Source organism: Ruegeria sp. SCP11 (assembly GCF_040329455.1).
Classification (GTDB): domain Bacteria; phylum Pseudomonadota; class Alphaproteobacteria; order Rhodobacterales; family Rhodobacteraceae; genus Ruegeria; species Ruegeria atlantica_E.
Genome location: NZ_JBDZYG010000009.1, coordinates 89313 through 111379 on the forward strand (window position 1 = coordinate 89313; position 22067 = coordinate 111379).

A 22067-nucleotide genomic window follows, 5' to 3' on the forward strand; every position below is an offset into this window, starting at 1 on the left:
TATATTGGATTGGTTGTGGTTATCCACCGGCGCCCATTTCCAGCGTCCACCAGATTTTGCCGCCACCTTCCTGATGCCAGGCAAAGCCCATTTGCGTGGCCTTGGGATCCATGATGACCGAACGGGGGCCGGGTTCCTGCATCCAGGCGGCTAGGGTTTCGGTTTCAGTTTCGTAGGTTTCGGAAATCGCTTCACCGAGGAATGTACCATAATATCCGACACGCGCGGCGCGGTCGATCGGAGAAGACCCGTCAGATCCAAAGTGCCAGGGGCGGTTCTGACGTGCCATGTCCTTGGAATGTGTGGCCGCTGCGGCGTTGAGCTGTGCGTTCAATTGCACGGGTTGCAGGCCCTGCGCCTGACGCAACGCGTTGACAGAATCCAGCATGCGGAATTGCAGTTTTTCAGGGTTGCCTCGGATTTTGTAGACCGTCGGTAGGGGGCGACCATCCGCTCCGTAGGTTGGGGTACTGCCTGGGGTACATGCAGCTAGCGCGACAAAGCAGGCAATGAGTAAAGAAAGGATACGCGTCATGATCGACCTGATTATTGAGTTATCCTACGGCATAGCGCGACAGGCCGCCTTGGGCAAACGCACAGTGACTCTGTTCCGCGTGATTCTGCCGGTTTGATTTGCGACTGAAGCATTCTGGCAATAGAATGCGAAAAAATTTCAGATTGGCCTTAGAAAAGGACCGTTCATCATGGTCAAGAAACACATTCAAATGTCGACGCGCCGGGGGTTCCTGGCTGGAGCGTCTGCGGTGCTGGCCTCACCTGCTATTGCTCAATATATCCCCGGAGATCCACTGCGCCCTGCGCCCGAGCCCGAACCTCAGGTGCGCCGTAACATTTCCGGTTTTCGTGCGATGGATTGGCAGCCGTACTTCTCTAACACGAATAACGGCGCCATTCTGGTCGATACAATCTCGCGGGCGCTGCATTACTGGTCCGAGGATCAGCGGGTGTATAAACTCTATCCCTCGTCTGTGCCGCTGACCGAGGAGCTGACCCGCCGCGGCCGCACCAGCGTCATCCGCAAGGTCGAGGGGCCCAGTTGGTCTCCGACCCCGTCGATGAAAAAGCGCAATCCCGAATGGCCGGACTATATTCCACCTGGTCCGGATAACCCATTGGGAACACACGCTTTATATCTGAGTTGGAAGTATTACCGCATTCACGGAACCCACGATACGCGCAAAATCGGGCGACGCTCGTCGAACGGTTGTATCGGTCTGTTCAACGAGGATATCGCGGAATTGTTTTCGATGGCTAAGGTCGGCACGCAAGTGTTGCTTATTTGACGACATTTTCGCGCACGAACCCGCTTGCGGCGCAAGTTGTAATTGCATTCCAGTCGGATAGCTGATTAGAAAAAACGTACGAGGTAAGTCTTGGGTGTGCGGTTTCGTTATTTGGAACCGCGCAAATTCTGGAGGTTAATATGAAGAAACTCGTTCTCGCCGCTGCACTGACCGCTGCTGCTTCGACCGCTTATGCCGGTAACCTGGAAGAGCCGGTTGTTGAAGCACCGGTTGTTGTTGAGGAAACTCAAGGTACGTCGCAGGGCATCATCCTGCCGCTGATCCTGCTGGTCGTAGTTGCCGCAGCTGTTGCAGCAAGCTAATTTAGCGAGCATTATCTAGAGAAAAGGCGGTGGGTCTCTCCACCGCCTTTTTTCATGTCTGATTGTATTGTGGCGATCAGTCCAGCCAGCCCATTAGATTGTCTTCGATCACCTTGCCAAGGGCCGCGATGTGCGAATCATCGTCATTGAGGCAAGGGATATAGGTGAAGCCCTCACCACCGGCTTCTTCGAAGCTTTCCTTGATCTCTTCGTTGATCTCTTCCAGCGTTTCGATGCAATCGGCTGAGAACGCCGGCGCGATCACGGCGATGTTCTTCTTACCTTGTTTTGCCAGCTCGGCCACGTGATCGACCGTATAGGGTTTCAGCCATTCCTCAGGCCCGAACCGTGACTGGAAAGTTGACACAAGCTGATCGTCCGACCAGCCCAGCCGCTCTTTCAGCAGTCGCGATGTCTTGGCACATTGGCAGTGATAGGGATCGCCCTGCTGCAGATACCTTTCCGGCATGCCGTGATAGGAACAAACCAGAATGTCTGGTTTGGTTTCCATCGCAGCATAGGCTCGCTCCACCGATCCAGCCAAAGCGTCGATATAGGCAGGCTCATCAAAATAGGCGGGGACGGTGCGGGTGGCGGGCTGCCAGGCTTCTTCCATCAGCGCGCGGAAGAACTGATCGTTGGCTGTGGCGGTCGTGGCACCGGCATACTGCGGATAGAGCGGGAAAAACAGGATGCGATCACAGCCTGCTGCCACCATCTCTTGCACTTTGGATTTAGTCGACGGGTTGCCGTATCGCATACAGAAATCGACCATGACCTGATCGCCGTAGCGCGCCTGCATCGCGTCGCGCAGCTTGGCGGTTTGGTCCTTGGTGATCGTCATAAGCGGGCTCTCGCCTTTGTCGTGATTCCAGATGGACTTGTAGGCCTCGCCCGAGCTGAAAGGGCGTTTGGTCAGGATGATGCCCTGCAGGATCGGTTGCCATTTCCATTTGGGGTAATCGATCACCCGCTGGTCCGACAGGAACTCGTTCAGATAGCGGCGCATCGGCCAATAGCTGTAATCGTCCGGCGTGCCCAGATTGGCCAGCAGGATGCCGACACGGCCCATTTTGACCTTGGGGTGGTCCGACGGGGCATGATCGGGGCGAGTAGCGTCAAACATTTTCGAGCTTCCTGACATTTCTCTGTACCGGGCTGAGATAACCGGAATTACTCGGTCGTCAATCGGACAGTTTGCCTTCTTTTGTCCCTAACGCCTCGGCAAGGCGTGTTTGGGCCGATCCGGGGCGCAACGGTTTCTGCTGGCTTTCATCGGGCGACCAACCGGTCAGGCAGATCAACTCATAAGTTGCTACCAGCCGCTCTTGGGGGGTTGAAAAGTGGTCGGCATAGATCTGCTGTGCGCGAGCAAAGACCTGCCGCCTTGTAGGTCGTTTCATGCGGTTGGAGAGGCTGTTGGTCTCTCCCATCGCGCGCAGATCGTGCATCAGGTGCGTCAGGTCGCGATATTCCGCTGTCAGGCGCGCCGTATCGGCGACGGGCAGCGCAAGGCCTGCCCGTTGCAGCAAGCCACCCAAATCCCGCAGTTCGGCCATCGGAGCGATCCGGGGGCTGAGGCCGCCGGTCACTTCGATCTCGGCCTGTCCCAGTGCCGCGCGCAATTCGTGCAGGGTTTCACCGCCGAGACAGACCACCAGCAGCAATCCGTCGGGCCGCAAGGCGCGGTGGCACTGGATCAACTGCCCGACTGGATCATTGGCCCAGTGCAGCGCCATGGCGTGGATCACCAGATCATGTGCGCCGGGGCTGAGGTCCAGAACCTCGTCATCGGCAACAAGCCGTGCTTCGGGCAGCACATTCTGCCAAATCTGTCGGAACGGGGTCACGATCGCGGGTGCCGTAAAGCTTTTGTTAACCATGGAGAGTCGATCCTGCACTTCATCCACTGCGGCGTGGTGCAGGAACAGCGCGTCATCCCGCACACGGGCGCGGTGCCGGGTCAGGGCCGGACGGTCAAACAGAGAGGGTGCGTTGGACTCAGGAAGTTTCATAGGGCGCAACTATCGCATATGGCAGCGGATTCAAACCGCGGTTCAGATGATCTACCCTCCGCGCTGTATGAGTTGCGGAGAACTGACCAAGGCGGATTTCGGACTCTGCGGCTCCTGCTGGCGCGACACACCGTTCATTGGCGGTGTGGTGTGTGAAAGTTGCGGCATGCCTCTGCCGGGCGAGGCGGATGGGCATCGGATCGAGTGTGATGATTGCATGAAAACGCCGCGTCCGTGGCAGGATGGGCGGGCAGCGCTGCTTTATGATGGCAAGGCGCGGTCGCTGATTCTGGCGCTGAAACATGGCGACAGGCCGGAACTGGCGCGCCCGGCGGCACGCTGGATGGCGCAGGCGGGGCGAGATCTTTTCCGTGACGACATGCTGATTGCGCCAGTACCGCTGCACTGGTCGCGCTTGCTGAAGCGGCGCTACAATCAATCGGCCTTGTTAGCGCAGCACCTCGGGAGGGAAACCGGACTGGAGGTGTGCGTGGATCTTCTGGTGCGTCGGTTAAAAACACCGGTCTTGGATGGAAAAACTGCGGCAGAGCGAGCAGAGACCCTGTCTGACGCGATAGTGCCCCATTCCAGGCGGTTGCACCGGATGCAGGGCCGGGATGTATTGCTGGTGGATGACGTGATGACCTCGGGCGCGACGCTAGCGGTCTGTGCGCGTGCCTGCCTTGCGGCGGGGGCAAATCATATTTTCGTGTTGGCTCTGGCGCGCGTTGCCAAAGATGCCTAATTCGCTCAAGATTGTGCGAAACCCAAAGGGACGGAATATGAAACCGGTCGAAATCTATACCTCGCCGCTCTGCGGCTTTTGTCACGCGGCCAAACGCCTGCTGAAACAGAAAGGCGTCGAATTTAAGGAGGTCGACGTCCTGCTGCATCCCAAACGCAAGCCCGAGATGATCCAGCGCGCAGGTGGCAAACGCACCGTACCGCAGATTTTCATCGGCGAAACCCATGTGGGCGGATGTGACGACCTGTACGAGCTGGACCGTAAGGGCAAGCTGGACCATTTGCTGGCGGCCTGATGAAATCCGCGCTGCTGCAGATCACCTCTTCGGACGACCCGGCCGAGAATCTGGAGACCGTGCGCGCGATGATGGCGGAAGCGGCGGGTCAAGGCGCGCGGTTTATCCTGACGCCCGAGGTGACGAATTGCGTCTCGACCAGTACGACGCGGCAGCGCCAGGTTTTGCAGTACGAAGAAGACGATATCATGCTGGCGGGCCTGAGCGATCAGGCCGCAGCGCTGGGCGTTTGGCTGCTGATCGGTTCGTTGGCGATCAAAACCCATGACGCCGACGGGCGCTTTGCCAACCGCTCTTTCATGATTGACCCTCAGGGGCAGATTGTGGCGCGGTATGACAAGATACACATGTTCGACGTGCAGGTCTCGGAAGCAGAGACTTTCCGCGAGTCGAAGAACTACCGCCCCGGCGACAAGGCGGTGCTGGCCGAGACCGATTTCGGCAAAGTCGGCCTGACGATCTGCTATGATATCCGCTTTCCGCAGCTCTACGCGGCTCTGGCACAGGCCGGTGCGCGTATCCTGACCGTTCCTTCGGCATTTTCCCCGGTGACAGGGAAAGCCCATTGGGAATCCCTGCTGCGTGCACGTGCGATAGAAAACGGATGCTGGGTGCTGGCGCCGGCACAAACCGGTGAACACCCGAAAACCCGCGGAAAAACGCGCTATACCTACGGTCACAGCATGGTTGTGGCCCCGTGGGGAGAGGTCGTCATCGACGCAGGCACCGATCCGGGCATTCACTTTTTCGATTTGGATGATAGTTCTGTGTCAGAGGCGCGCCGTCGGGTGCCCTCACTGACTCACGTGCGGCCCTTCGACGGGCCCTGACCCAGAACCGAGACATGACTGACGAACACAATGCCCTTGCGGTCACGCTGTTCAGCGAGATCCTGACTGCCGACCAGTTGTTGCGGAACCGGCTCAGCCGGGTGCTGCCCAAGGGCATGGAAATCTCGCATTTCTCGGTGCTGAACCATCTGGTGTTTGTGGGCGACGAGCGTACCCCGGCGCAACTGGCCAGCACGTTCCACGTCACGCGCGGAGCGATGACCAACACCTTGGCCAAACTGGAATGGGCCGGATACATCCACATCCGCCCTGACTGGGACGACGCCCGCCGCAAGATGGTCGCGATCAGCCCCGCCGGTCGCCGCGCGCGCGATCAGGCGATTTCCTCGATCGCGCCGCTGATCAACCGCGTGGTCGGAGAGCTGGGGCTGGAGCGCGTCCGCAGCACACTTCCCGTGCTGCGGGATTTGCGGTTGCAGCTTGAGGGGGAGTAGGGTTTTTTCCATTTGATTGATTTGATCAAGCTGGGGTTCAACCCCGGCGGGAAGAAATGGTTTGAGAGTTTACATACTCCTATTTGTAGTCATGGCCGTTCTGCTGACAGGTTGTACCAAAAGAGCGGACTGGCATCAGAAAATGGTGCTGTATTTTGACACACCCAATGGTCCCCTGACCGCATCGAGTGTGATCCGGGTGGACTTCACCGGTGCTATGGCGTGGGCCGGTGATCTTGATCATGACCATACTGACCTGACTGGAGAAGCAGTGGTCGCGGATCTCGGCGGTCGATATTTGTTTGCGTTGATAGAAGAAGACGCAGGCAGAATGATTGTGCGTGCGCTACCTCCAGACAAAAAGGGGCAGTCATTTAAAAGCACTATTCGCTGGATCAAAAGCCAGACCGAGCCCTTAGATTTGCCAATGAAGCTTTGGCCGAGAATGGTCACTTACAAAGATGTTAAGAATCCAACTTCGGTTGAACTTGTTGACCCTGCCAATATCGCTGCAGCCTTTGATGATGGTTATTCGCTTTCCAGAGTTACAATTCAGGTGACGGAAGAACCTTTGACTAAAGGTCGTGTTGAAGCGGTGTTGATTAGTGACTTCTTTAAAGACGGAGCCGCAATGAGAAAAGCGGCCTTGGCTCGTGGTTCCAATGACAAATTCTTCGATTCGCTTGCGGCAGAGTTGACTCGAAACAAGTTTATTCGGGAGGAATAAACAGAGTTCGCCGAGTAAACTTTAGAAAAGCCCAGCACTTACCCCGGCTTCACACTCGCCGTCACATAATTCACGCTCAAGTCACGGTCCGAAATCGACCAGCTCCAGAGAACCGGGTTGAACACGAACCCCTTGCGGTCCACCGGGTCCAGCCCGGCCTGGCGCAGCAGGTCGAACAGCTCATCGGGGGTGATGAACTTGTTCCATTCATGGGTGCCGCGCGGCAGCCAGCGCATGACCACCTCGGCCCCGAAAATGGCCATGGCATAGGATTTCGGGTTGCGATTGATGGTTGAGCAAATCTCCAACCCGCCGGGTTTCAGCAAGTGTTGCGTTGCAGTCAGGTAGGACAGCGGGTCGGCCACGTGTTCGACCACTTCCATGTTCAGCACTACGTCGAACTGTTCACCTGCGGCGGCCATGTCTTCGGCAGTCGTGTGGCGATAGTCGATCTCGAGCCCCGATTGTTCCGCATGGATGCGGGCAATGGGTAGGTTGCCTGCCGCGGCGTCGGCTCCGACGACCGTAGCCCCAAGGCGCGCCATGGGTTCGCTCAGCAGCCCGCCGCCGCAGCCGATATCCAGCAAACGCAGCCCTTCGAACGGGCGCGAGGCTTTCAAATCACGGTCAAATTCGCCCGCAATCTGTTGTGTGATATAGTCCAGACGACAGGGATTCAGCATGTGCAGAGGCTTGAATTTACCGTGAGGATCCCACCACTCCGCGGCCATCGCTTCGAATTTTGCGATCTCGGACGGGTCCACAGTGTTCGGATGCGCTTGCATTCCTGTCTCCGTATGCTCTTTTACGTGTAAGGACTATATAGGGCCATAATGGACAAGTACCCGGACCAAAAGCGCGCAGTTCAATATCTTTACCCGCCGATCGACCCTTTCGATCAGCGCATGGTGGATGTGGGCGAAGGCCATCGTATCTACATGGAACAATGCGGTAATCCCAATGGGAAACCTGTTGTGATCTTGCATGGCGGGCCGGGTGGTGGCTGCAGCCCGGCGATGCGGCGCTATTTTGACCCGAATATCTACCGGGTGATTCTGTTTGATCAGCGCGGCTGTGGCCGGTCGCGCCCCCATGCGTCGGTGGTCGACAACACGACATGGCATCTGGTGGCCGATATCGAGCGGCTGCGCACCTTGCTGGATATCGAGGATTGGACCGTGTTCGGCGGCAGCTGGGGTGCGACTCTGGCTTTGATCTATGCGCAGGCGCACCCGGATCGCGTCAATCGACTGGTGCTGCGCGGGGTTTTCCTGGCCACGCAGGCCGAGCTGGAGTGGTTTTATGGCGGTGGCGCGGGCAAGTTCTGGCCCGAGCAATGGGCGAAGTTCACCGCACTGCTGACTAAAGAAGAACTGTCCGACGCGATCAGCGCCTATAATAAACGCCTGTTCTCGGGAGATCGCGCAACCGAAATTCTATATGCCCGGGCTTGGTCAGCGTGGGAGAATGCGCTGGCGTCAATCCATGCGAATGGTGGGGCTGGGGAAAGTCCCGGCGAATACGCGCGCGCCTTTGCGCGGCTTGAGAATCACTATTTCATCAACGGCGCTTTCCTTGAAAAAGATGGTCAGATTTTGGATCAGATGGACAAGATCGCACATATCCCCGGCCATATCGTGCAGGGGCGTTATGATATGATCTGCCCGCCGCAAGCGGCCTGGAACCTGGCCCAACGCTGGCCAAATGCCGAACTGAAGATGGTACGCAACGCGGGCCACGCCCTGTCCGAACCCGGTATCAGCGCCGAACTGGTCCGAATCATGGACCGCGTGGCCGAGGAGGTCGTATGACCCGGATTGATCGCCGTGCTCTGTTTGCCTCGGGTGCCGCAGCCGCTTTGTTGGCGGCGACGGGGGCTTCGTTGGCGGATACACCAAAAGCGGGCGGTACGTTGCGGCTGGCGGTGCCGCGCGATGACAGTCTGGAACAGTTGGCGCGCGGAGCCGTTTTCGACACACTGACCGAAATCGCGCCCGACGGCACTTTGCGCGGTGAGTTGGCGACCGGTTGGCACACGGATGCCGACGCACGCGTCTGGCGTTTTGAATTGCGTCAGGGTGTGACCTTTCATGATGACTTGGCGTTGAATGTGAACGACGTGGCGGCGGTATTGCGCGAGGTCGGGCAGGTTGAGGCTCTGTCAGAAAGCTCTGTGCAGTTGGAATTGGCCGAGGCCAACCCAGGTCTGCCTTTCCTGCTAGCCGATAACCGCTTTGTCATCACCCGCGACGGGCAGGGCGTCACACCTCTGCACGTGGCCAATGGCACCGGGTGTTATCGTGTTGAACGGGCCGAGGATGATCGTCATTTCCTGGGTCGCAAGGTGGCAGGACACTATAAGGACAACACGGCCGGGTGGGCCGAGACGTTCGAGATTATTGTCATCCCAGATGCTCGCGTTCGGGCCGAGGCCTTGCGGGATGGATATGTGGATGTGGCGGCCCTGCCCGAAGGCAATGAACTGAAAGGGCAGCGTGGCCTGCGCTATCACCCCAGCGAATCGGATATGGCACTGGCGGTGGCCCCGCATGTCGGTATGCCGCGCCAAATCGGGGCGGCGCGCGGCCTGGATGACGGGCGCATTGCCGAACGGTGGTGGCTGGCGTAAATCCGTTCACGAATCCCACCGGGGGTTGCAGATTCGGGAAACCCTGCGTATATGCAGTTTCAACAGCGGCGTGTCGGGCTTCGGTCCGGGGCTCCACCGGAAATTTCGACGGGCCGCGCGCCCGTTTTTTTGTGCCCGTTCGAAGGGTAGAGAACCTGATGACAAACGACCTTATTGCCAAAGCTGCCATTGACCGGCGACTGGCCGAGATCATCACCCCCGTGATCGAGGATCTGGGGTATGAACTTGTGCGTATCCGCCTGATGAGCGGCAAAACCACCACAATGCAGATTATGGCCGACAAGCCTGAGGGCGGCATCGAAGTGGATGACTGCGCCGAGATTTCCAACGCGGTCAGTGCCACGCTGGATGTCGAGGACCCGATTCTTGACGCCTATACGCTTGAGGTGTCGAGCCCGGGCATCGACCGCCCGCTGACCCGTCTCAAGGATTTTGAGATGTTCGAGGGGTATGAGGCCAAGCTGGAAACCTCGGAACTGATCGACGGTCGTCGCCGCTTCAAAGGCGAACTGGCCGGGATCGAAGGGGACGAGGTTCTGATCAACCTTCCCGAAGGGGATGAGACGATCACAATCGGTCTGCAATTCGACTGGCTGAGCGACGCCAAGCTGGTCCTGACCGATGACCTGATTAAGGAAATGCTGCGCCAGCGCAAAGACGCCGGTGCCCTGAACGAAAACGCTTTCGACGAGATTGAGACCGAAGGGTCCGAAGAGGAGACGAACTGATGGCAATCACCTCAGCCAACCAGCTGGAGCTGCTGCAGACCGCCGAGGCCGTGGCCCGCGAAAAGATGATCGACCCCGGTCTGGTTGTCGAAGCGATGGAAGAATCGCTCGCCCGTGCCGCCAAGAGCCGTTACGGCGCCGAGATGGACATCCGTGTGTCGATCGATCGCAAGACGGGCAAGGCGACCTTTACCCGCGTCCGTACCGTGGTTGAGGACGACGAGCTGGAGAACTACCAGGCTGAGATGACCGTCGAGCAAGCGAAGCAATATATGGAATCGCCCGAGGTTGGTGACGTCTTCGTTGAAGAAGTGCCGCCGGTTGAAATGGGCCGGATCGCTGCGCAATCTGCCAAGCAGGTAATTCTGCAGAAGGTCCGCGAAGCTGAACGCGACCGTCAGTACGAAGAATTCAAGGATCGCGCAGGCACCATTATCAACGGTGCGGTCAAGCGCGAAGAGTTTGGCAATGTCATTGTCGATCTGGGCGGTGCCGAGGCCGTTCTGCGTCGCAACGACAAGATCGGTCGCGAAAGCTATCGCCCGAATGACCGTGTACGCGCATACATTAAGGAAGTCCGCCGCGAAGCCCGTGGCCACCAAATCTTCCTGTCGCGCACCGCGCCGGAATTCATGGCCGAGCTGTTCAAGATGGAAGTGCCGGAAATCTATGATGGCATCATTGAGGTCAAAGCCGTGGCCCGTGACCCCGGTTCGCGCGCCAAGATCGCTGTGATCTCGTATGACGGTTCGATCGACCCCGTCGGTGCCTGCGTTGGTATGCGCGGTAGCCGTGTTCAGGCCGTTGTGAACGAACTACAGGGCGAAAAGATCGACATTATTCCGTGGAATGAAGATCAGCCGACCTTCCTGGTGAACGCATTGCAGCCCGCAGAAGTTTCAAAGGTTGTTCTGGACGAAGAAGCCGGCAAGATCGAAGTTGTTGTTCCCGAAGAACAGCTGAGCCTAGCCATCGGTCGCCGCGGTCAGAACGTGCGTCTGGCCAGCCAACTGACTGGTCTGGACATCGACATCATGACCGAAGCCGAAGAATCGGCACGTCGTCAGAAAGAGTTCGAAGCCCGCACCAAGCTGTTCATGGACAGCCTGGATCTGGATGAATTCTTCGCTCAACTGCTGGTCTCGGAAGGCTTCACCAACCTCGAAGAAGTGGCCTACGTTGAGATCGACGAACTGCTGGTGATCGACGGCGTCGACGAAGGCACTGCGCAAGAGTTGCAGACCCGTGCGCGTGAATTCCTGGAAGCACAGGCCAAAGCGGCACTGGACAGTGCCCGTGCGCTGGGCGCCGAGGACAGCCTTATTGAATTCGAGGGACTGACTCCCCAGATGGTAGAGGCACTGGCGAAGGACGACGTGAAAACGCTGGAAGACTTTGCCACCTGCGCCGACTGGGAACTGGCGGGCGGCTGGACCACGGTCGACGGTGAGCGTATCAAGGATGACGGTGTGCTTGAGCCTTTCGGCGTTTCGCTGGAAGAAGCGCAGGATCTGGTCATGACCGCGCGCATCATGCTGGGTTGGGTTGATCCGGCCGAACTGGAGCAAGCCGAAGAAGACGGCGAAGTTGCTGAAGAGGAGGCCGAGGCCTGATCTCAGGGCCTCGGGGTGCGCACATGGGTCGCGGTGGCGTCCATAAGGATCGGTCCGAAGGACCCGAACGCAAGTGCATCGCCACGGGCGAGGTTCAGCCCAAATACGGGCTGATCCGCTTTGTGACGGGGCCGGACGGTCAGGTCTATCCGGATGTCGCGGCGAAATTGCCGGGGCGCGGGGTATATGTGGCGGCGGATCGTGCTGCACTGGAAAAGGCCGTGGGCAAGAAGCTGTTCGCACGTGGGTTCAAGGCGCAAGTGAGCGTGCCGCAAGACCTGAGCGAAGAGGTCGAAAAACAGGTTGCGCGCCGGGTGATCGAATTGCTGAGCCTGGCACGCAAGTCCGGCGACGCGGTCGCCGGATACGAAAAGGTCAAGACGTGGCTGGACCGGGAAGAAGCCCAGGTGCTGATTCAGGCCACCGACGGATCGGGGCGCGGCAAGTCGAAACTCAGCACGCCGCACTTCGGAAAATACATCGGATGGCTCACGGCGGACGAGTTAGGACAGGCATTTGGGCGCCAAACCGTGATTCATGCGGCCTTGGCCTCTGGTGGACTCGCCAAACGTGTTGTAGAGGAAGCGCAGCGCCTGCGTGGCTTGCGCGAAACGGATGACGGCGGCAGGGGCCGCGCGGAAGGGTAAGAAGCTTTATGAGCGATAATGACGGCAAAAAGACATTGGGTCTTCGTGGCGGGGCACGCCCCGGAAATGTGAAACAGAGTTTCAGCCACGGACGTACCAAGAATGTCGTGGTGGAAACCAAACGCAAACGCGTGGTGGTTCCCAAGCCGGGCGCCGGCAAACCGGGTGGCGGAGCAACGCCGTCGGGTGATCCGTCGCGCCGCCCTGCGGGTATCTCTGACGCTGAAATGGCGCGCCGGATGAAGGCACTGCAGGCCGCCAAGGCGCGTGAGGCCGAAGAAGCCGCCGCCCGTGAGGCTGCCGAAAAGGCGCGCGAGGAAGAGCGTGCCCGTCGTCGTGCCGAGCAGGAAGCCAAGGAACGCGAACAGCGTGAGGCCGAAGAACGTGCGCGTCAGAAGGCTGAAGAGGAAGAGCGTAAGCGCAAAGAGGCAGAAGAAGCTGCCAAACGCGCCGCAGCAGCGCCGGCCCCCGAAGAACCCAAAGCCGCCCGCGCCCCGGCCAGCAAGCCGGCACCCGCAGCGACTCCGCGCAAGCAGGATCGCGAGCGTGAACAGCGTGGTCGTGGCAAGGGTCGTGACGACAACCGCCGTTCCGGTAAGCTGACACTAGGTCAGGCCACTGGTGGTGAAGGCAACCGCCAACGCTCGATGGCGTCGATGAAGCGCAAGCAAGAGCGTGCGCGTCAGAAAGCCATGGGCGGCCCGGTCGAGCGGGAAAAGGTAATCCGCGACGTTCAGTTGCCCGAGGCGATCGTGGTTTCGGAATTGGCCAACCGTATGGCCGAGCGTGTGGCTGACGTGGTCAAATCGCTGATGCAGATGGGCATGATGGTCACGCAGAACCAGACCATTGACGCAGACACCGCCGAACTGATCATCGAAGAATTTGGCCACAAGGTTACCCGTGTCTCTGATTCGGACGTTGAAGACGTCATCAAAGAAGTCGAAGACAAGGAAGAAGACCTGCAGCCGCGCCCGCCGGTAATTACCATCATGGGTCACGTCGACCACGGTAAGACCTCGTTGCTGGATGCGATTCGCGATGCGCGTGTTGTCGCCGGTGAAGCCGGGGGAATCACCCAGCATATCGGCGCGTATCAGGTGAAAACCGATGGCGGCACCACGCTGACCTTCTTGGATACACCGGGCCACGCGGCCTTTACCTCGATGCGTTCGCGCGGTGCTCAGGTCACGGATATCGTGGTTCTGGTTGTTGCTGCTGACGACGCGGTGATGCCGCAGACGATCGAGGCGATCAACCACGCGAAAGCGGCCGGAGTGCCGATGATCGTGGCGATCAACAAGGTGGACAAGCCGGATGCGAACCCCGACAAGGTGCGGACCGATCTGTTGCAGCACGAAGTCATCGTCGAAAAAATGTCGGGTGAGGTTCAGGACGTCGAAGTCTCTGCCATCACCGGTCAAGGTCTGGACGAACTGCTGGAAGCCATCGCGCTGCAGGCCGAGATTCTGGAACTGAAAGCCAACCCCGACCGCGCCGCCCAGGGTGCCGTGATCGAGGCGCAGCTGGATGTGGGCCGCGGCCCGGTCGCCACCGTTCTGGTTCAGAACGGTACGCTGCATCAGGGCGACATCTTCGTTGTGGGTGAGCAGTACGGTAAGGTCCGCGCGCTGATCAACGACAAGGGTGAACGCGTCAAAGAAGCTGGCCCCTCGGTTCCTGTCGAAGTTCTGGGTCTCAACGGTACGCCCGAGGCCGGTGACGTTCTGAACGTGACCGAGACCGAAGCGCAGGCCCGTGAGATTGCCGCCTACCGCGAACAGGCCGCCAAGGACAAACGCGCTGCCGCTGGCGCCGCGACCACCCTTGAGCAGTTGATGCAGAAAGCCAAGGAAGACGAAAACGTCACCGAGTTGCCGATTCTGATGAAAGCGGACGTACAAGGTTCGGCCGAAGCCATCGTTCAGGCGATGGAAAAGATCGGCAACGACGAGGTGCGCGTGCGCGTTCTGCATTCGGGCGTGGGTGCGATCACCGAGACAGACGTCGGTCTTGCCGAAGCTTCAGGTGCACCGATCTTCGGGTTCAACGTCCGTGCCAACGCATCGGCGCGGAACACCGCGAACCAGAAGGGTGTTGAGATCCGCTACTACTCGGTGATCTATGACCTCGTGGATGACGTGAAAGCGGCCGCATCTGGCCTGCTGAGCGCCGAGATCCGCGAGAAGTTCATCGGCTACGCCGAGATACGCGAAGTCTTCAAGGTCACCGGCGTTGGCAAGGTTGCTGGCTGTCTGGTCACCGAAGGTGTTGCCCGCCGTTCCGCAGGTGTCCGCCTGCTGCGCGACAACGTGGTGATCCACGAAGGCACGCTGAAGACGCTGAAGCGTTTCAAGGACGAAGTGGCCGAGGTTCAGTCGGGTCAGGAATGCGGTATGGCGTTCGAAAACTATGACGATATACGTCAGGGCGACGTGATCGAAATCTTCGAGCGTGAAGAGGTTACGCGTACGCTGGATTGATCCGGTCCGGAAAAGAAATTATGAAAAGCGGCCCCTTTGGGCCGCTTTTTTTGTTGGCCGTTGATTACCTTTTTTGTCTTGTCCGCGAGTTTCGGCATCTCAGAAACACTTCGCGTCATGCAATCCTGACCTGAACACGGAGTGAATTTGATTTAACGTCGGCTGAGCGGACCTTCCTGCCGTTCTCTGTAACAGCGCGAATGACTGCTATCGCACTATATAGTCTTTCCAGATATTAAGGAGACGATAGATTTAAGAAGAAGATGACATGCCATTTCTAGATCGGATTAAGTCTCTATTTTCCCAACCAGTTGCCCGACCTAAAGTCTCGGACACCAAGGCTGCCGAACCCACACAGCAGGAAATGCAAACTGCTGTGAATCGACTGGATGAACTGGCGACAACTGCAATTCTCGGGGAGATCGGCGGGAGCAAACCCCAAAAGGAAAACAGGGCTGCGAGCTGGTGGGGTGGAAATTTTCTAGGTGCGCAAGATGAGGATGTCCCAGTATGCAGCCAGTCGGGACGGGCTATGCATCCTGTGCTGCAAATTCGTGTTGATGAATTACCAGAAATTCCGCCCGCCTTCGAAGAGTTTGCAGTCATAAATATTTGGATGGATTTGCAATCATCCACCTTTTGGGGTGCAGAAAACGGCAATGGATTTCTTGTTCGGACGTACACTGACATCGATAAACTTGTCCCTCTTGGGGTCGGTTACAGGGAAAGCTCCGATCTACCCACTTTTCCTATTTTCTGGCGTGAAACGATATCTGAACAGCCAAGCTGGGAAGACATGGCCGACGAAGTGCCAACAAATGTTGCGCAAGCTGCCGCAGATGATTGGTTCTTTAAAAGCAAATACTCATCTGATCGATATTTCGAACTTCGCAACAAGTGCCCGGTAAAAGTTGGCGGTTGGCCTACATGGATTCAGGGTGCTGATTGGCCAAAAGATGCGCAGTTCTTCTTTCAAGTCGACTCGAACGACAAAGGCAAAATGTTTCTCGGCGATACAGGTTCATTCTACATATTCAAGACTGCTGATTCATGGGTGATCAGAGGGGATTGCTACTGAAGCAGACCTTCGCCCATTGCGCAGCATCCGTCGAAGTGGGCCCGAACCGGACATTCGAGGCTCGGGCAAAATGTACGGTTTGTATTGGTTGAACCGGAGTGCGACGCAAAGATCAAAACTTTCTGATGCCCAATACAATTGATTACCGTGATGCGGGCAGAAACGTACTTGGATGCATAATAATGTCGAAATGCTGCATCCCCGACTTCAGATCGAAACTGACCGAATGTCCGCCCTTGCGCAGAAATTCGGCATAGTCGCGGCTCTGGCGGATGAACTCAGGCGTGTCCCGCTCGGCCACTGTAATGTGATAGCGTGGGCCAGGGGCGGGCAGGTTCAGGATCGGGGACAAATCATGCACCTCGACCGGGGTCAGTTGAAGCGGGTCGTTGACGGGGGTCAGGCTGATCGGTTCCAGATCATAGACCCCGCTGATCAGAATCACATCGCGGACGCGTAGCCCGGAACGGGCCAGTGCGTCGGCCGAGGTCGCCATGACCATACTCACCAGCTGTGCCCCGGCGCTGTGCCCCGACAGGGTAATCTGCGACGGGTCGAAGCCCAGATCACGCGCGTTGGCTGCCAGCCAGAGCAGTGCGTCCCGGCACTCTGCGATCATGTGGCCGATGCGCGCGGCTGGGGCGAGTGTGTAGTTCAGCGTCGCAAAGGCATTTCCTGCCTCAACAATGGCGGGCGCCATCATGGCCGATTCGCGTTGGCTCAGTGCCTGCCAGTAGCCGCCGTGGATGAACACGTGCAGCGGACCGTTGGTCACGCGCGCGGGAAAGAAATCCAGAACCTGAGCCGTGCCGTCTCCGTATGATATGTTCCCGATCACGTCCATCTGGGCCCGATGCTGTGCGCTGAGTGCGGCGTAACTCTCCAGATAAGGAGTCAGGTCACCGCCTATCATCGAGCGGGGTGAGTATTCCTGATCCAGTTCGGCTTGAGTGAAACCCCGGTACAGCATGGTTTACTCCTGATCCGCATACATCAGTTCGGTGCGCATATCGTAAAGATCATGAAAAAACCTCAAATCCAAGGCTTTGCGCAGGAAGGACACACCACTGGACCCTCCGGTGCCGGGTTGGTCTCCGATCACGCGCTCGACCGCTGTGACATGATCGAAGCGCCAGCGCTGGAAAAGGGACTCTACATCCATCAGCTTTTCAGCCAATGCGTAGAGGTCCCAATGCCGGTCTGTGTCGCAAAAAACCTGCACCCAAATTTTTACCACGCGTGGGTCGCCGGAATAGGGTTGCGAGAAGTCGCGGTCCAGCAGGTCCTGTGGCACCTCAAACCCCTGGCGAGCCAGCATGAACAGGACTTCGTCATACAGCGACGGTTTGGTTAGCGCATCATCTAGCATCGCCATGACTTCGGGGTCATGTTCGTGGACTTTTAAGGTCGAGGCATCCTTATTTCCCAGAATGAATTCGATCTGGCGATAGCCATAGCTTTGAAAACCCGAGGAATTCCCCAGCGCCTGCCTAAAGGTCATGTAATCTGCTGGTGTCATGGTCAGCAGTGTCTCCCAGGCTGAGATCAACTGCCGCTGAATCGCCTTCACCCGGTCGAGGTTCTTCATCGCTGGGCCGAAATCGTCCTGTTGCAGGAAGTGGCGCACCTCGACCAATTGGTGATGCATCAGCTTCAGCCACAGTTCGCTGACCTGATGGATGATGATGAACAGCATCTCATCGGGTTGCGCAGGGTCCTGAAAGGTCTTTTGCAGGTTCAGCAGAGTCTTGAGTTGAAGGAAATCGCCATAGCTCTTGCGGTGAGTCTGCGCGAAATCGGTGACCAGAGAGTCCTCGATCCCGCGTTCTAGATACCGATCGTCTTTGTCGCCCATGTGCTCCTCCAAACGCGTGAGTTCACCCATGTGTAGGGGCTGAACCCACGCAATTCCAGAGCGTTAGGTCCAGTCCAGAACCACTTTTCCCGACCGGCCCGATTTCATCGCGGCGAAACCTTCGGTGAAATCGTCGACCTTCAGCTCGTGCGTGATGACCCGGCTGACATCCAGACCGTTCTGCAACATCGCGATCATTTTGTACCAGGTCTCGAACATTTCACGCCCATAAACGCCTTTGATGGTGATGGCCTTGAATACGATGCGTGACCAATCGACCGGCGATTTTCCGGGTGGAATGCCAAGTAGAGCAATTTTCCCACCCATCACCAGTGCTTCGACCATCTGGTCCAAGGCGATCTGCGAGCCGGACATTTCCAGCCCGACGTCGAATCCCTCTTTCATGCCCAGTTCGGTGATGACGTCCTGCAGGTCTTCCTTGGACACATCGACGGTGCGGACAGTCGGCACTACGTGTTCGGCCAATTTCAGACGGTCTGGGTTGATATCGGTGATCACCACATGGCGCGCGCCGGCATGGCGCGCAACGGCGGCGGCCATGATGCCGATGGGACCAGCGCCGGTGATCAGAACGTCCTCTCCCAGCAAATCGAAGCTCAACGCGGTGTGCACGGCGTTTCCGAGCGGGTCGAGGATGGCTCCGATCTCATCCGGCACGTCATCCGGCAAGGGTACCACGTTGAAGGCGGGCAGTTTCAGGTATTGAGCAAAAGCGCCCTGTTCATTCACACCGATCCCGCGCGTGCCGGGGTCGAGGTGAAACTTCCCGGCCCGGCTCTGGCGGCTGTCCGTAGTAATCAGATGACCTTCGCCTGAACAACGCTGGCCGATCTCAAGACCGCTCACGTTGCGTCCGATCTCGACGATCTCGCCCGCGAATTCGTGGCCAGTGATCATAGGCACTGGCACGGTGGCGGCGGCCCAGTCGTCCCAGTTCCAGATGTGGATATCGGTGCCGCAAATGCCGGTCTTGTTGATTTTGATCAGCACTTCCTCCGGCCCGATCTCGGGCACAGGGGCCTGCACCATCCACAAACCTTCCTCGGGCCTGGATTTCTCCAAAGCTTTCATTGTGTTGGGTCGCATCAGATTACTCCCAATTCTTTGCCGACCTTACCAAAGGCTGCCAGTGCACGGTCCAATTCGTCCTTTGTTAGAGCCGCATTCATCTGTGTTCTGATCCGCGCTTGCCCGCGCGGAACGACGGGGAAAAAGAAACCGGAGACATAAACGCCCTCGTCAAACAGCCGCGAGGCCATGTCTTGCGCCAGCGTTGCTTCACCCAGCATGACAGGGATGATCGGGTGTTCTCCCGGCAGCAAGTCGAAGCCTAGTTTCTCGAGCCCCGCGCGCCAGTACTTTGCGTTTCCGAATAGTTGGGCGCGCAGCATGTCGCCTTCTTCGACCAGACGGATCGCCTCAATTCCTGCGGCGACGATGGAAGGTGGCAGCGAGTTTGAGAACAGATAGGGCCGCGCCCGCTGCCGCAGCAAATCAATCACTGGCTGCGGCCCGGCGATGTAGCCGCCGATTGCCCCACCAAGTGCTTTGCCCAAGGTCCCTGTCAGAATGTCCACGTCGACGCCAAAGTGATCAGGTGTGCCCGCGCCGCTCGGTCCCATGAAACCGGTGGCGTGGCAGTCGTCAACCATGACGATGGCATCGTACTTGTCAGCCAGTTCGCGGATCTTCGGAAGGTTGGCCAGATAGCCGTCCATCGAGAACACGCCGTCGGTCGCGATCATGATATGTCGCGCCCCGTCCTCGCGCGCCTGTTTCAACCAGGCTTCGAGGTCGTTCATGTCGTTGTTCAGATAGCGATAGCGCTTGGCCTTGCACAGCCGCACGCCGTCGATGATCGAGGCGTGGTTCAAACTGTCCGAGATGATGGCGTCTTCTGGCCCTAACAAAGGCTCAAACAGTCCGCCATTGGCGTCGAAACAGGCGGCGAACAGGATCGCATCGTCCTTGTTCAGGAACTTGGCCAGCTTCTGCTCCAGCTCACGGTGAATATCCTGCGTCCCGCAGATGAACCGGACTGAGGCCATGCCGAACCCCTTGGGCTCCATCGCGCCTTTGGCGGCGTCGATCAGCGCGGGGTGATCGGCCAGACCCAGATAGTTGTTGGCGCACAGGTTGATCACCTGCTTGTCGCCCACCGTGATTTCACCGCCCTGAGGCGAGGTGATCATTCGTTCGCGTTTATACAGACCTTCGGATTCGATCTGCGCGAGGGTGTCCGTGATGTGGGACAGGAATGCGTCTGCCATGGCGGTCTCCGTTAATGTGAGTCGCATATCTAACATAACGGATGTAATTCCCAAATGGGGGAATTACAATATTTAAGAAAAAAATCCGTAAAGGCGGAAAATCGCTGATGTCAGGCGTTCTTAACGATCAGGAACACGCGCGCCGGGCCATTGGCGATTATCGAGTGCGCAACATCTGCTGCGTAACGCGCTGTATCACCTTGTTGAAGGTCACGGGACGCGGTGCCTGAGGTCACGCGCACCGCGCCTTCCAGCACTGTCAGTTGTTCCCGTGCACCGCGTGCATGGGGTTGGCTGTTCAGGGCGCCATCCGCATCGAACTCGATATCGTAAACCTCGTGCCCTCCGGCTTCTTCTGGTGGGGACAATATGCGGATACGGCATTTCTGGCCCATATTGTCGATGCTGGGCACTTCGGCCTTGCGCAGCACTTCCACCTGATCGGTGGTGTTGGACTCTTCCAGCAGACCCGCAAAATCGACCTGAAGGGCACGGGTCAGGTTCCAAAGGGTTGAGATGGTGGGGCTGCTTTCACCCCGTTCGATCTGGCTGACCATCGAGCGGGACACACCGCTGAGATTGGCCACGGCTTCCAAAGACAGGCCCTTGGCCCGGCGCGCCTCTTTCAGGCGAGCAGGTAGGCGTGTCAGGATATCGTCAGTGTTCTCCGTCATGACGGAATTTCATGCGCCCTGAGCAGATGATTGTCAATTCTAACCGTGACGGGACGTCTCATAGGACATGTTTATGCTGCAGGTGCATACTGGCGCCGAATCCTGGAGGAGACAGACATGACCGATATCGTATTGCTGGACGGTGCCCGCACCGCAATTGGAACCTTTGGCGGAGCACTGGCGTCGACCGCGCCGATTGATTTGGCCACAGTGGCAACTGAAGCAGCGATGGAGCGGTCAGGGGTCGAGGGCGCTCAAATCGGGCATGTGGTGTTTGGTCATGTGATCAACACCGAGCCGCGCGATATGTACCTGTCGCGCGTCGCGGCGATGCAGGCGGGAATTCCGAACGGGACGCCAGCGATGAATGTGAACCGGCTGTGTGGCTCGGGGGCGCAAGCGATTGTGTCGGCAGTGCAGTCCTTGATGCTGGGGGATGCGGAGTTTGCGGTGGCAGGTGGGGCTGAGAGTATGTCGCGTAGCCCTTATATCGTTCCGCAGGCGCGCTGGGGTGCAAAGATGGGCGATGTGTCTTCGCTGGACATGATGTTGGGGGCTTTGAACTGTCCGTTTGGTACGGGACATATGGGCGTGACCGCCGAGAATGTCGCAGATGAACACCAGATCAGTCGCGAGCAAATGGATGAATTCGCTCTGACCAGCCAGTCCCGCGCGGCGGCGGCCATCGAGGCAGGTTATTTTGACAGTCAGATCGCGCCCGTGCAGGTCAAGGTCAAACGCGACATGGTCGACTTCCAGGTCGATGAGCATCCCAAGGCCACCACCGTCGAGGCGTTGGCTGGATTGCGACCTGTGTTCCAAAAGGATGGACGTGTGACTGCGGGCAACGCGTCGGGTATCAATGACGGCGCGGCGGCGATGGTTCTGGCGACCGCGGATGCGGCTGAGAAGGCCGGCTTGAAGCCCAAGGCGCGGGTGCTGGGTTATGCTCATGCCGGAGTGCGTCCCGAGGTGATGGGCATTGGGCCAGTTCCTGCGGTGCGGAACCTGTTGGACAAGACTGGTCTGTCGGTAGACGACTTTGACGTGATCGAAAGCAACGAGGCCTTTGCGGCGCAGGCGCTGGCAGTCAATCAGGAGCTTGGGCTGGATGCGGCGAAGGTGAACCCGAATGGCGGTGCAATTGCTCTGGGTCACCCGGTTGGGGCGACCGGGGCGATCATCACATTGAAGGCGCTGTATGAATTGGAGCGCATCGGTGGGTCCAAAGGGCTGGTCACTATGTGTATCGGAGGCGGGCAAGGGATTGCCTTGGCCATCGAGCGGCTCTGACCAGAGCTTGGGTAGGGGGCTGTCTGCCCCCCATCGCGCGGACGCGCGATTCCCCCGAGGA

At 58.2% G+C, this 22067-nt stretch carries 24 protein-coding genes; 15 read left to right on the forward strand and 9 right to left on the reverse strand.

Going from position 1 to position 22067, the window contains the following annotated elements:
• Positions 1-19 precede the first annotated feature (19 nt).
• The gene (locus ABLN94_RS15050; RefSeq protein ID WP_352993625.1) at positions 20-535 is read right to left on the reverse strand and encodes a CAP domain-containing protein; all 516 of its coding nucleotides are present in this window, start codon (positions 533-535) and stop codon (positions 20-22) included.
• 169 nt (positions 536-704) lie between these two features.
• On the opposite strand from ABLN94_RS15050, the gene ABLN94_RS15055 reads away from it, so the two are divergent.
• Both ABLN94_RS15055 and ABLN94_RS15060 read left to right on the forward strand, forming a co-directional pair.
• Positions 705-1304, forward strand: coding sequence for a L,D-transpeptidase (locus ABLN94_RS15055; RefSeq protein WP_170491235.1), 600 nt, complete (start codon positions 705-707; stop codon positions 1302-1304).
• 140 nt (positions 1305-1444) lie between these two features.
• Complete coding sequence (locus tag ABLN94_RS15060) at positions 1445-1627, forward strand: hypothetical protein (RefSeq protein ID WP_170379961.1); 183 nt, start codon at positions 1445-1447, stop codon at positions 1625-1627.
• A gap of 76 nt (positions 1628-1703) precedes the next feature.
• On the opposite strand, the gene hemH is transcribed toward ABLN94_RS15060, so the two are convergent.
• Positions 1704-2753 carry a ferrochelatase gene (hemH, locus tag ABLN94_RS15065; RefSeq protein ID WP_352993628.1) on the reverse strand — a complete coding sequence of 350 codons (1050 nt, stop codon included), beginning with the start codon at positions 2751-2753 and terminating at the stop codon, positions 1704-1706.
• A gap of 58 nt (positions 2754-2811) precedes the next feature.
• Positions 2812-3642: a methyltransferase domain-containing protein gene (locus tag ABLN94_RS15070; RefSeq protein WP_352993630.1), complete on the reverse strand. Its 831-nt coding sequence runs from the start codon at positions 3640-3642 to the stop codon at positions 2812-2814.
• A 46-nt stretch (positions 3643-3688) separates the two neighbouring features.
• Here ABLN94_RS15070 and ABLN94_RS15075 point away from each other — a divergent pair, with 46 nt between their 5' ends.
• The 5 genes from ABLN94_RS15075 (at position 3689) to ABLN94_RS15095 (ending at position 6694) form a co-directional block, all read left to right on the forward strand.
• A complete protein-coding gene (locus ABLN94_RS15075) occupies positions 3689-4387 on the forward strand; it encodes a ComF family protein (RefSeq protein ID WP_352993632.1) in 699 nt (232 codons plus the stop codon).
• Between the two features lie 37 nt (positions 4388-4424).
• Positions 4425-4682: a glutaredoxin 3 gene (grxC, locus tag ABLN94_RS15080; RefSeq protein ID WP_170491223.1), complete on the forward strand. Its 258-nt coding sequence runs from the start codon at positions 4425-4427 to the stop codon at positions 4680-4682.
• On the forward strand, positions 4682-5512 hold the full coding sequence (locus ABLN94_RS15085; protein WP_352993634.1) for a carbon-nitrogen hydrolase family protein: 831 nt from the start codon (positions 4682-4684) through the stop codon (positions 5510-5512). Before grxC ends, ABLN94_RS15085 begins: the two co-directional genes overlap by 1 nt.
• 14 nt (positions 5513-5526) lie before the next feature.
• Entirely contained in the window at positions 5527-5967 is a 441-nt protein-coding gene (locus ABLN94_RS15090) for a MarR family winged helix-turn-helix transcriptional regulator (protein ID WP_170327795.1), read from the forward strand.
• A gap of 91 nt (positions 5968-6058) precedes the next feature.
• On the forward strand, positions 6059-6694 hold the full coding sequence (locus ABLN94_RS15095) for a hypothetical protein (RefSeq protein ID WP_352993637.1): 636 nt from the start codon (positions 6059-6061) through the stop codon (positions 6692-6694).
• Between the two features lie 38 nt (positions 6695-6732).
• On the opposite strand, the gene ubiG is transcribed toward ABLN94_RS15095, so the two are convergent.
• A complete protein-coding gene (ubiG, locus tag ABLN94_RS15100; RefSeq protein ID WP_352993638.1) occupies positions 6733-7479 on the reverse strand; it encodes a bifunctional 2-polyprenyl-6-hydroxyphenol methylase/3-demethylubiquinol 3-O-methyltransferase UbiG in 747 nt (248 codons plus the stop codon).
• 48 nt (positions 7480-7527) lie between these two features.
• On the opposite strand from ubiG, the gene pip reads away from it, so the two are divergent.
• The 7 genes from pip to ABLN94_RS15135 all read left to right on the forward strand — a co-directional run bounded on the left by pip (position 7528) and on the right by ABLN94_RS15135 (position 15893).
• Positions 7528-8505 (forward strand): prolyl aminopeptidase, encoded by a 978-nt coding sequence (pip, locus tag ABLN94_RS15105; protein WP_352993640.1) that lies wholly within the window; start codon positions 7528-7530, stop codon positions 8503-8505.
• Positions 8502-9323, forward strand: a complete 822-nt coding sequence (locus tag ABLN94_RS15110; protein ID WP_352993642.1) for an ABC transporter substrate-binding protein — start codon at positions 8502-8504, stop codon at positions 9321-9323. Before pip ends, ABLN94_RS15110 begins: the two co-directional genes overlap by 4 nt.
• Before the next feature lie 158 nt (positions 9324-9481).
• Complete coding sequence (rimP, locus tag ABLN94_RS15115; RefSeq protein ID WP_352993644.1) at positions 9482-10072, forward strand: ribosome maturation factor RimP; 591 nt, start codon at positions 9482-9484, stop codon at positions 10070-10072.
• Positions 10072-11685, forward strand: coding sequence for a transcription termination factor NusA (gene nusA / locus ABLN94_RS15120; RefSeq protein WP_352993646.1), 1614 nt, complete (start codon positions 10072-10074; stop codon positions 11683-11685). The genes rimP and nusA overlap by 1 nt, the downstream gene beginning before the upstream one ends.
• Before the next feature lie 23 nt (positions 11686-11708).
• Positions 11709-12332, forward strand: coding sequence for an RNA-binding protein (locus ABLN94_RS15125; protein WP_352993648.1), 624 nt, complete (start codon positions 11709-11711; stop codon positions 12330-12332).
• Between the two features lie 8 nt (positions 12333-12340).
• Entirely contained in the window at positions 12341-14815 is a 2475-nt protein-coding gene (gene infB / locus ABLN94_RS15130; protein ID WP_352993650.1) for a translation initiation factor IF-2, read from the forward strand.
• A gap of 268 nt (positions 14816-15083) precedes the next feature.
• The gene (locus ABLN94_RS15135; protein ID WP_352993652.1) at positions 15084-15893 is read left to right on the forward strand and encodes a DUF1963 domain-containing protein; all 810 of its coding nucleotides are present in this window, start codon (positions 15084-15086) and stop codon (positions 15891-15893) included.
• Positions 15894-16035: 142 nt separating this feature from the next.
• Here the strand turns inward: ABLN94_RS15135 and ABLN94_RS15140 are convergent, their stop codons facing one another.
• The 5 genes from ABLN94_RS15140 to ABLN94_RS15160 all read right to left on the reverse strand — a co-directional run bounded on the left by ABLN94_RS15140 (position 16036) and on the right by ABLN94_RS15160 (position 20713).
• A complete protein-coding gene (locus ABLN94_RS15140; RefSeq protein ID WP_352993654.1) occupies positions 16036-16863 on the reverse strand; it encodes an alpha/beta hydrolase in 828 nt (275 codons plus the stop codon).
• Between the two features lie 3 nt (positions 16864-16866).
• Entirely contained in the window at positions 16867-17748 is an 882-nt protein-coding gene (locus ABLN94_RS15145) for a tryptophan 2,3-dioxygenase (protein WP_352993656.1), read from the reverse strand.
• Positions 17749-17811: 63 nt separating this feature from the next.
• Entirely contained in the window at positions 17812-18840 is a 1029-nt protein-coding gene (gene tdh / locus ABLN94_RS15150) for an L-threonine 3-dehydrogenase (protein ID WP_170491497.1), read from the reverse strand.
• 14 nt (positions 18841-18854) lie between these two features.
• A complete protein-coding gene (locus ABLN94_RS15155) occupies positions 18855-20039 on the reverse strand; it encodes a glycine C-acetyltransferase (RefSeq protein WP_352993658.1) in 1185 nt (394 codons plus the stop codon).
• Positions 20040-20149: 110 nt separating this feature from the next.
• Positions 20150-20713, reverse strand: coding sequence for a helix-turn-helix domain-containing protein (locus tag ABLN94_RS15160; protein WP_352993659.1), 564 nt, complete (start codon positions 20711-20713; stop codon positions 20150-20152).
• A 117-nt stretch (positions 20714-20830) separates the two neighbouring features.
• Here ABLN94_RS15160 and ABLN94_RS15165 point away from each other — a divergent pair, with 117 nt between their 5' ends.
• Positions 20831-22006 (forward strand): acetyl-CoA C-acyltransferase family protein, encoded by a 1176-nt coding sequence (locus ABLN94_RS15165; protein ID WP_352993661.1) that lies wholly within the window; start codon positions 20831-20833, stop codon positions 22004-22006.
• Positions 22007-22067: the final 61 nt, after the last annotated feature.

What these genes read in the sequence shown, in the direction of transcription:
- ABLN94_RS15050 (WP_352993625.1), bottom strand. Translation starts at nt 535, where the DNA reads ATGACGCGTATCCTTTCTTTACTCATTGCCTGCTTTGTCGCGCTAGCT.
- ABLN94_RS15055 (WP_170491235.1), top strand. Translation starts at nt 705, where the DNA reads ATGGTCAAGAAACACATTCAAATGTCGACGCGCCGGGGGTTCCTGGCT.
- ABLN94_RS15060 (WP_170379961.1), top strand. Translation starts at nt 1,445, where the DNA reads ATGAAGAAACTCGTTCTCGCCGCTGCACTGACCGCTGCTGCTTCGACC.
- hemH (WP_352993628.1), bottom strand. Translation starts at nt 2,753, where the DNA reads ATGTTTGACGCTACTCGCCCCGATCATGCCCCGTCGGACCACCCCAAG.
- ABLN94_RS15070 (WP_352993630.1), bottom strand. Translation starts at nt 3,642, where the DNA reads ATGAAACTTCCTGAGTCCAACGCACCCTCTCTGTTTGACCGTCCGGCC.
- ABLN94_RS15075 (WP_352993632.1), top strand. Translation starts at nt 3,689, where the DNA reads ATGATCTACCCTCCGCGCTGTATGAGTTGCGGAGAACTGACCAAGGCG.
- grxC (WP_170491223.1), top strand. Translation starts at nt 4,425, where the DNA reads ATGAAACCGGTCGAAATCTATACCTCGCCGCTCTGCGGCTTTTGTCAC.
- ABLN94_RS15085 (WP_352993634.1), top strand. Translation starts at nt 4,682, where the DNA reads ATGAAATCCGCGCTGCTGCAGATCACCTCTTCGGACGACCCGGCCGAG.
- ABLN94_RS15090 (WP_170327795.1), top strand. Translation starts at nt 5,527, where the DNA reads ATGACTGACGAACACAATGCCCTTGCGGTCACGCTGTTCAGCGAGATC.
- ABLN94_RS15095 (WP_352993637.1), top strand. Translation starts at nt 6,059, where the DNA reads ATGGCCGTTCTGCTGACAGGTTGTACCAAAAGAGCGGACTGGCATCAG.
- ubiG (WP_352993638.1), bottom strand. Translation starts at nt 7,479, where the DNA reads ATGCAAGCGCATCCGAACACTGTGGACCCGTCCGAGATCGCAAAATTC.
- pip (WP_352993640.1), top strand. Translation starts at nt 7,528, where the DNA reads ATGGACAAGTACCCGGACCAAAAGCGCGCAGTTCAATATCTTTACCCG.
- ABLN94_RS15110 (WP_352993642.1), top strand. Translation starts at nt 8,502, where the DNA reads ATGACCCGGATTGATCGCCGTGCTCTGTTTGCCTCGGGTGCCGCAGCC.
- rimP (WP_352993644.1), top strand. Translation starts at nt 9,482, where the DNA reads ATGACAAACGACCTTATTGCCAAAGCTGCCATTGACCGGCGACTGGCC.
- nusA (WP_352993646.1), top strand. Translation starts at nt 10,072, where the DNA reads ATGGCAATCACCTCAGCCAACCAGCTGGAGCTGCTGCAGACCGCCGAG.
- ABLN94_RS15125 (WP_352993648.1), top strand. Translation starts at nt 11,709, where the DNA reads ATGGGTCGCGGTGGCGTCCATAAGGATCGGTCCGAAGGACCCGAACGC.
- infB (WP_352993650.1), top strand. Translation starts at nt 12,341, where the DNA reads ATGAGCGATAATGACGGCAAAAAGACATTGGGTCTTCGTGGCGGGGCA.
- ABLN94_RS15135 (WP_352993652.1), top strand. Translation starts at nt 15,084, where the DNA reads ATGCCATTTCTAGATCGGATTAAGTCTCTATTTTCCCAACCAGTTGCC.
- ABLN94_RS15140 (WP_352993654.1), bottom strand. Translation starts at nt 16,863, where the DNA reads ATGCTGTACCGGGGTTTCACTCAAGCCGAACTGGATCAGGAATACTCA.
- ABLN94_RS15145 (WP_352993656.1), bottom strand. Translation starts at nt 17,748, where the DNA reads ATGGGCGACAAAGACGATCGGTATCTAGAACGCGGGATCGAGGACTCT.
- tdh (WP_170491497.1), bottom strand. Translation starts at nt 18,840, where the DNA reads ATGAAAGCTTTGGAGAAATCCAGGCCCGAGGAAGGTTTGTGGATGGTG.
- ABLN94_RS15155 (WP_352993658.1), bottom strand. Translation starts at nt 20,039, where the DNA reads ATGGCAGACGCATTCCTGTCCCACATCACGGACACCCTCGCGCAGATC.
- ABLN94_RS15160 (WP_352993659.1), bottom strand. Translation starts at nt 20,713, where the DNA reads ATGACGGAGAACACTGACGATATCCTGACACGCCTACCTGCTCGCCTG.
- ABLN94_RS15165 (WP_352993661.1), top strand. Translation starts at nt 20,831, where the DNA reads ATGACCGATATCGTATTGCTGGACGGTGCCCGCACCGCAATTGGAACC.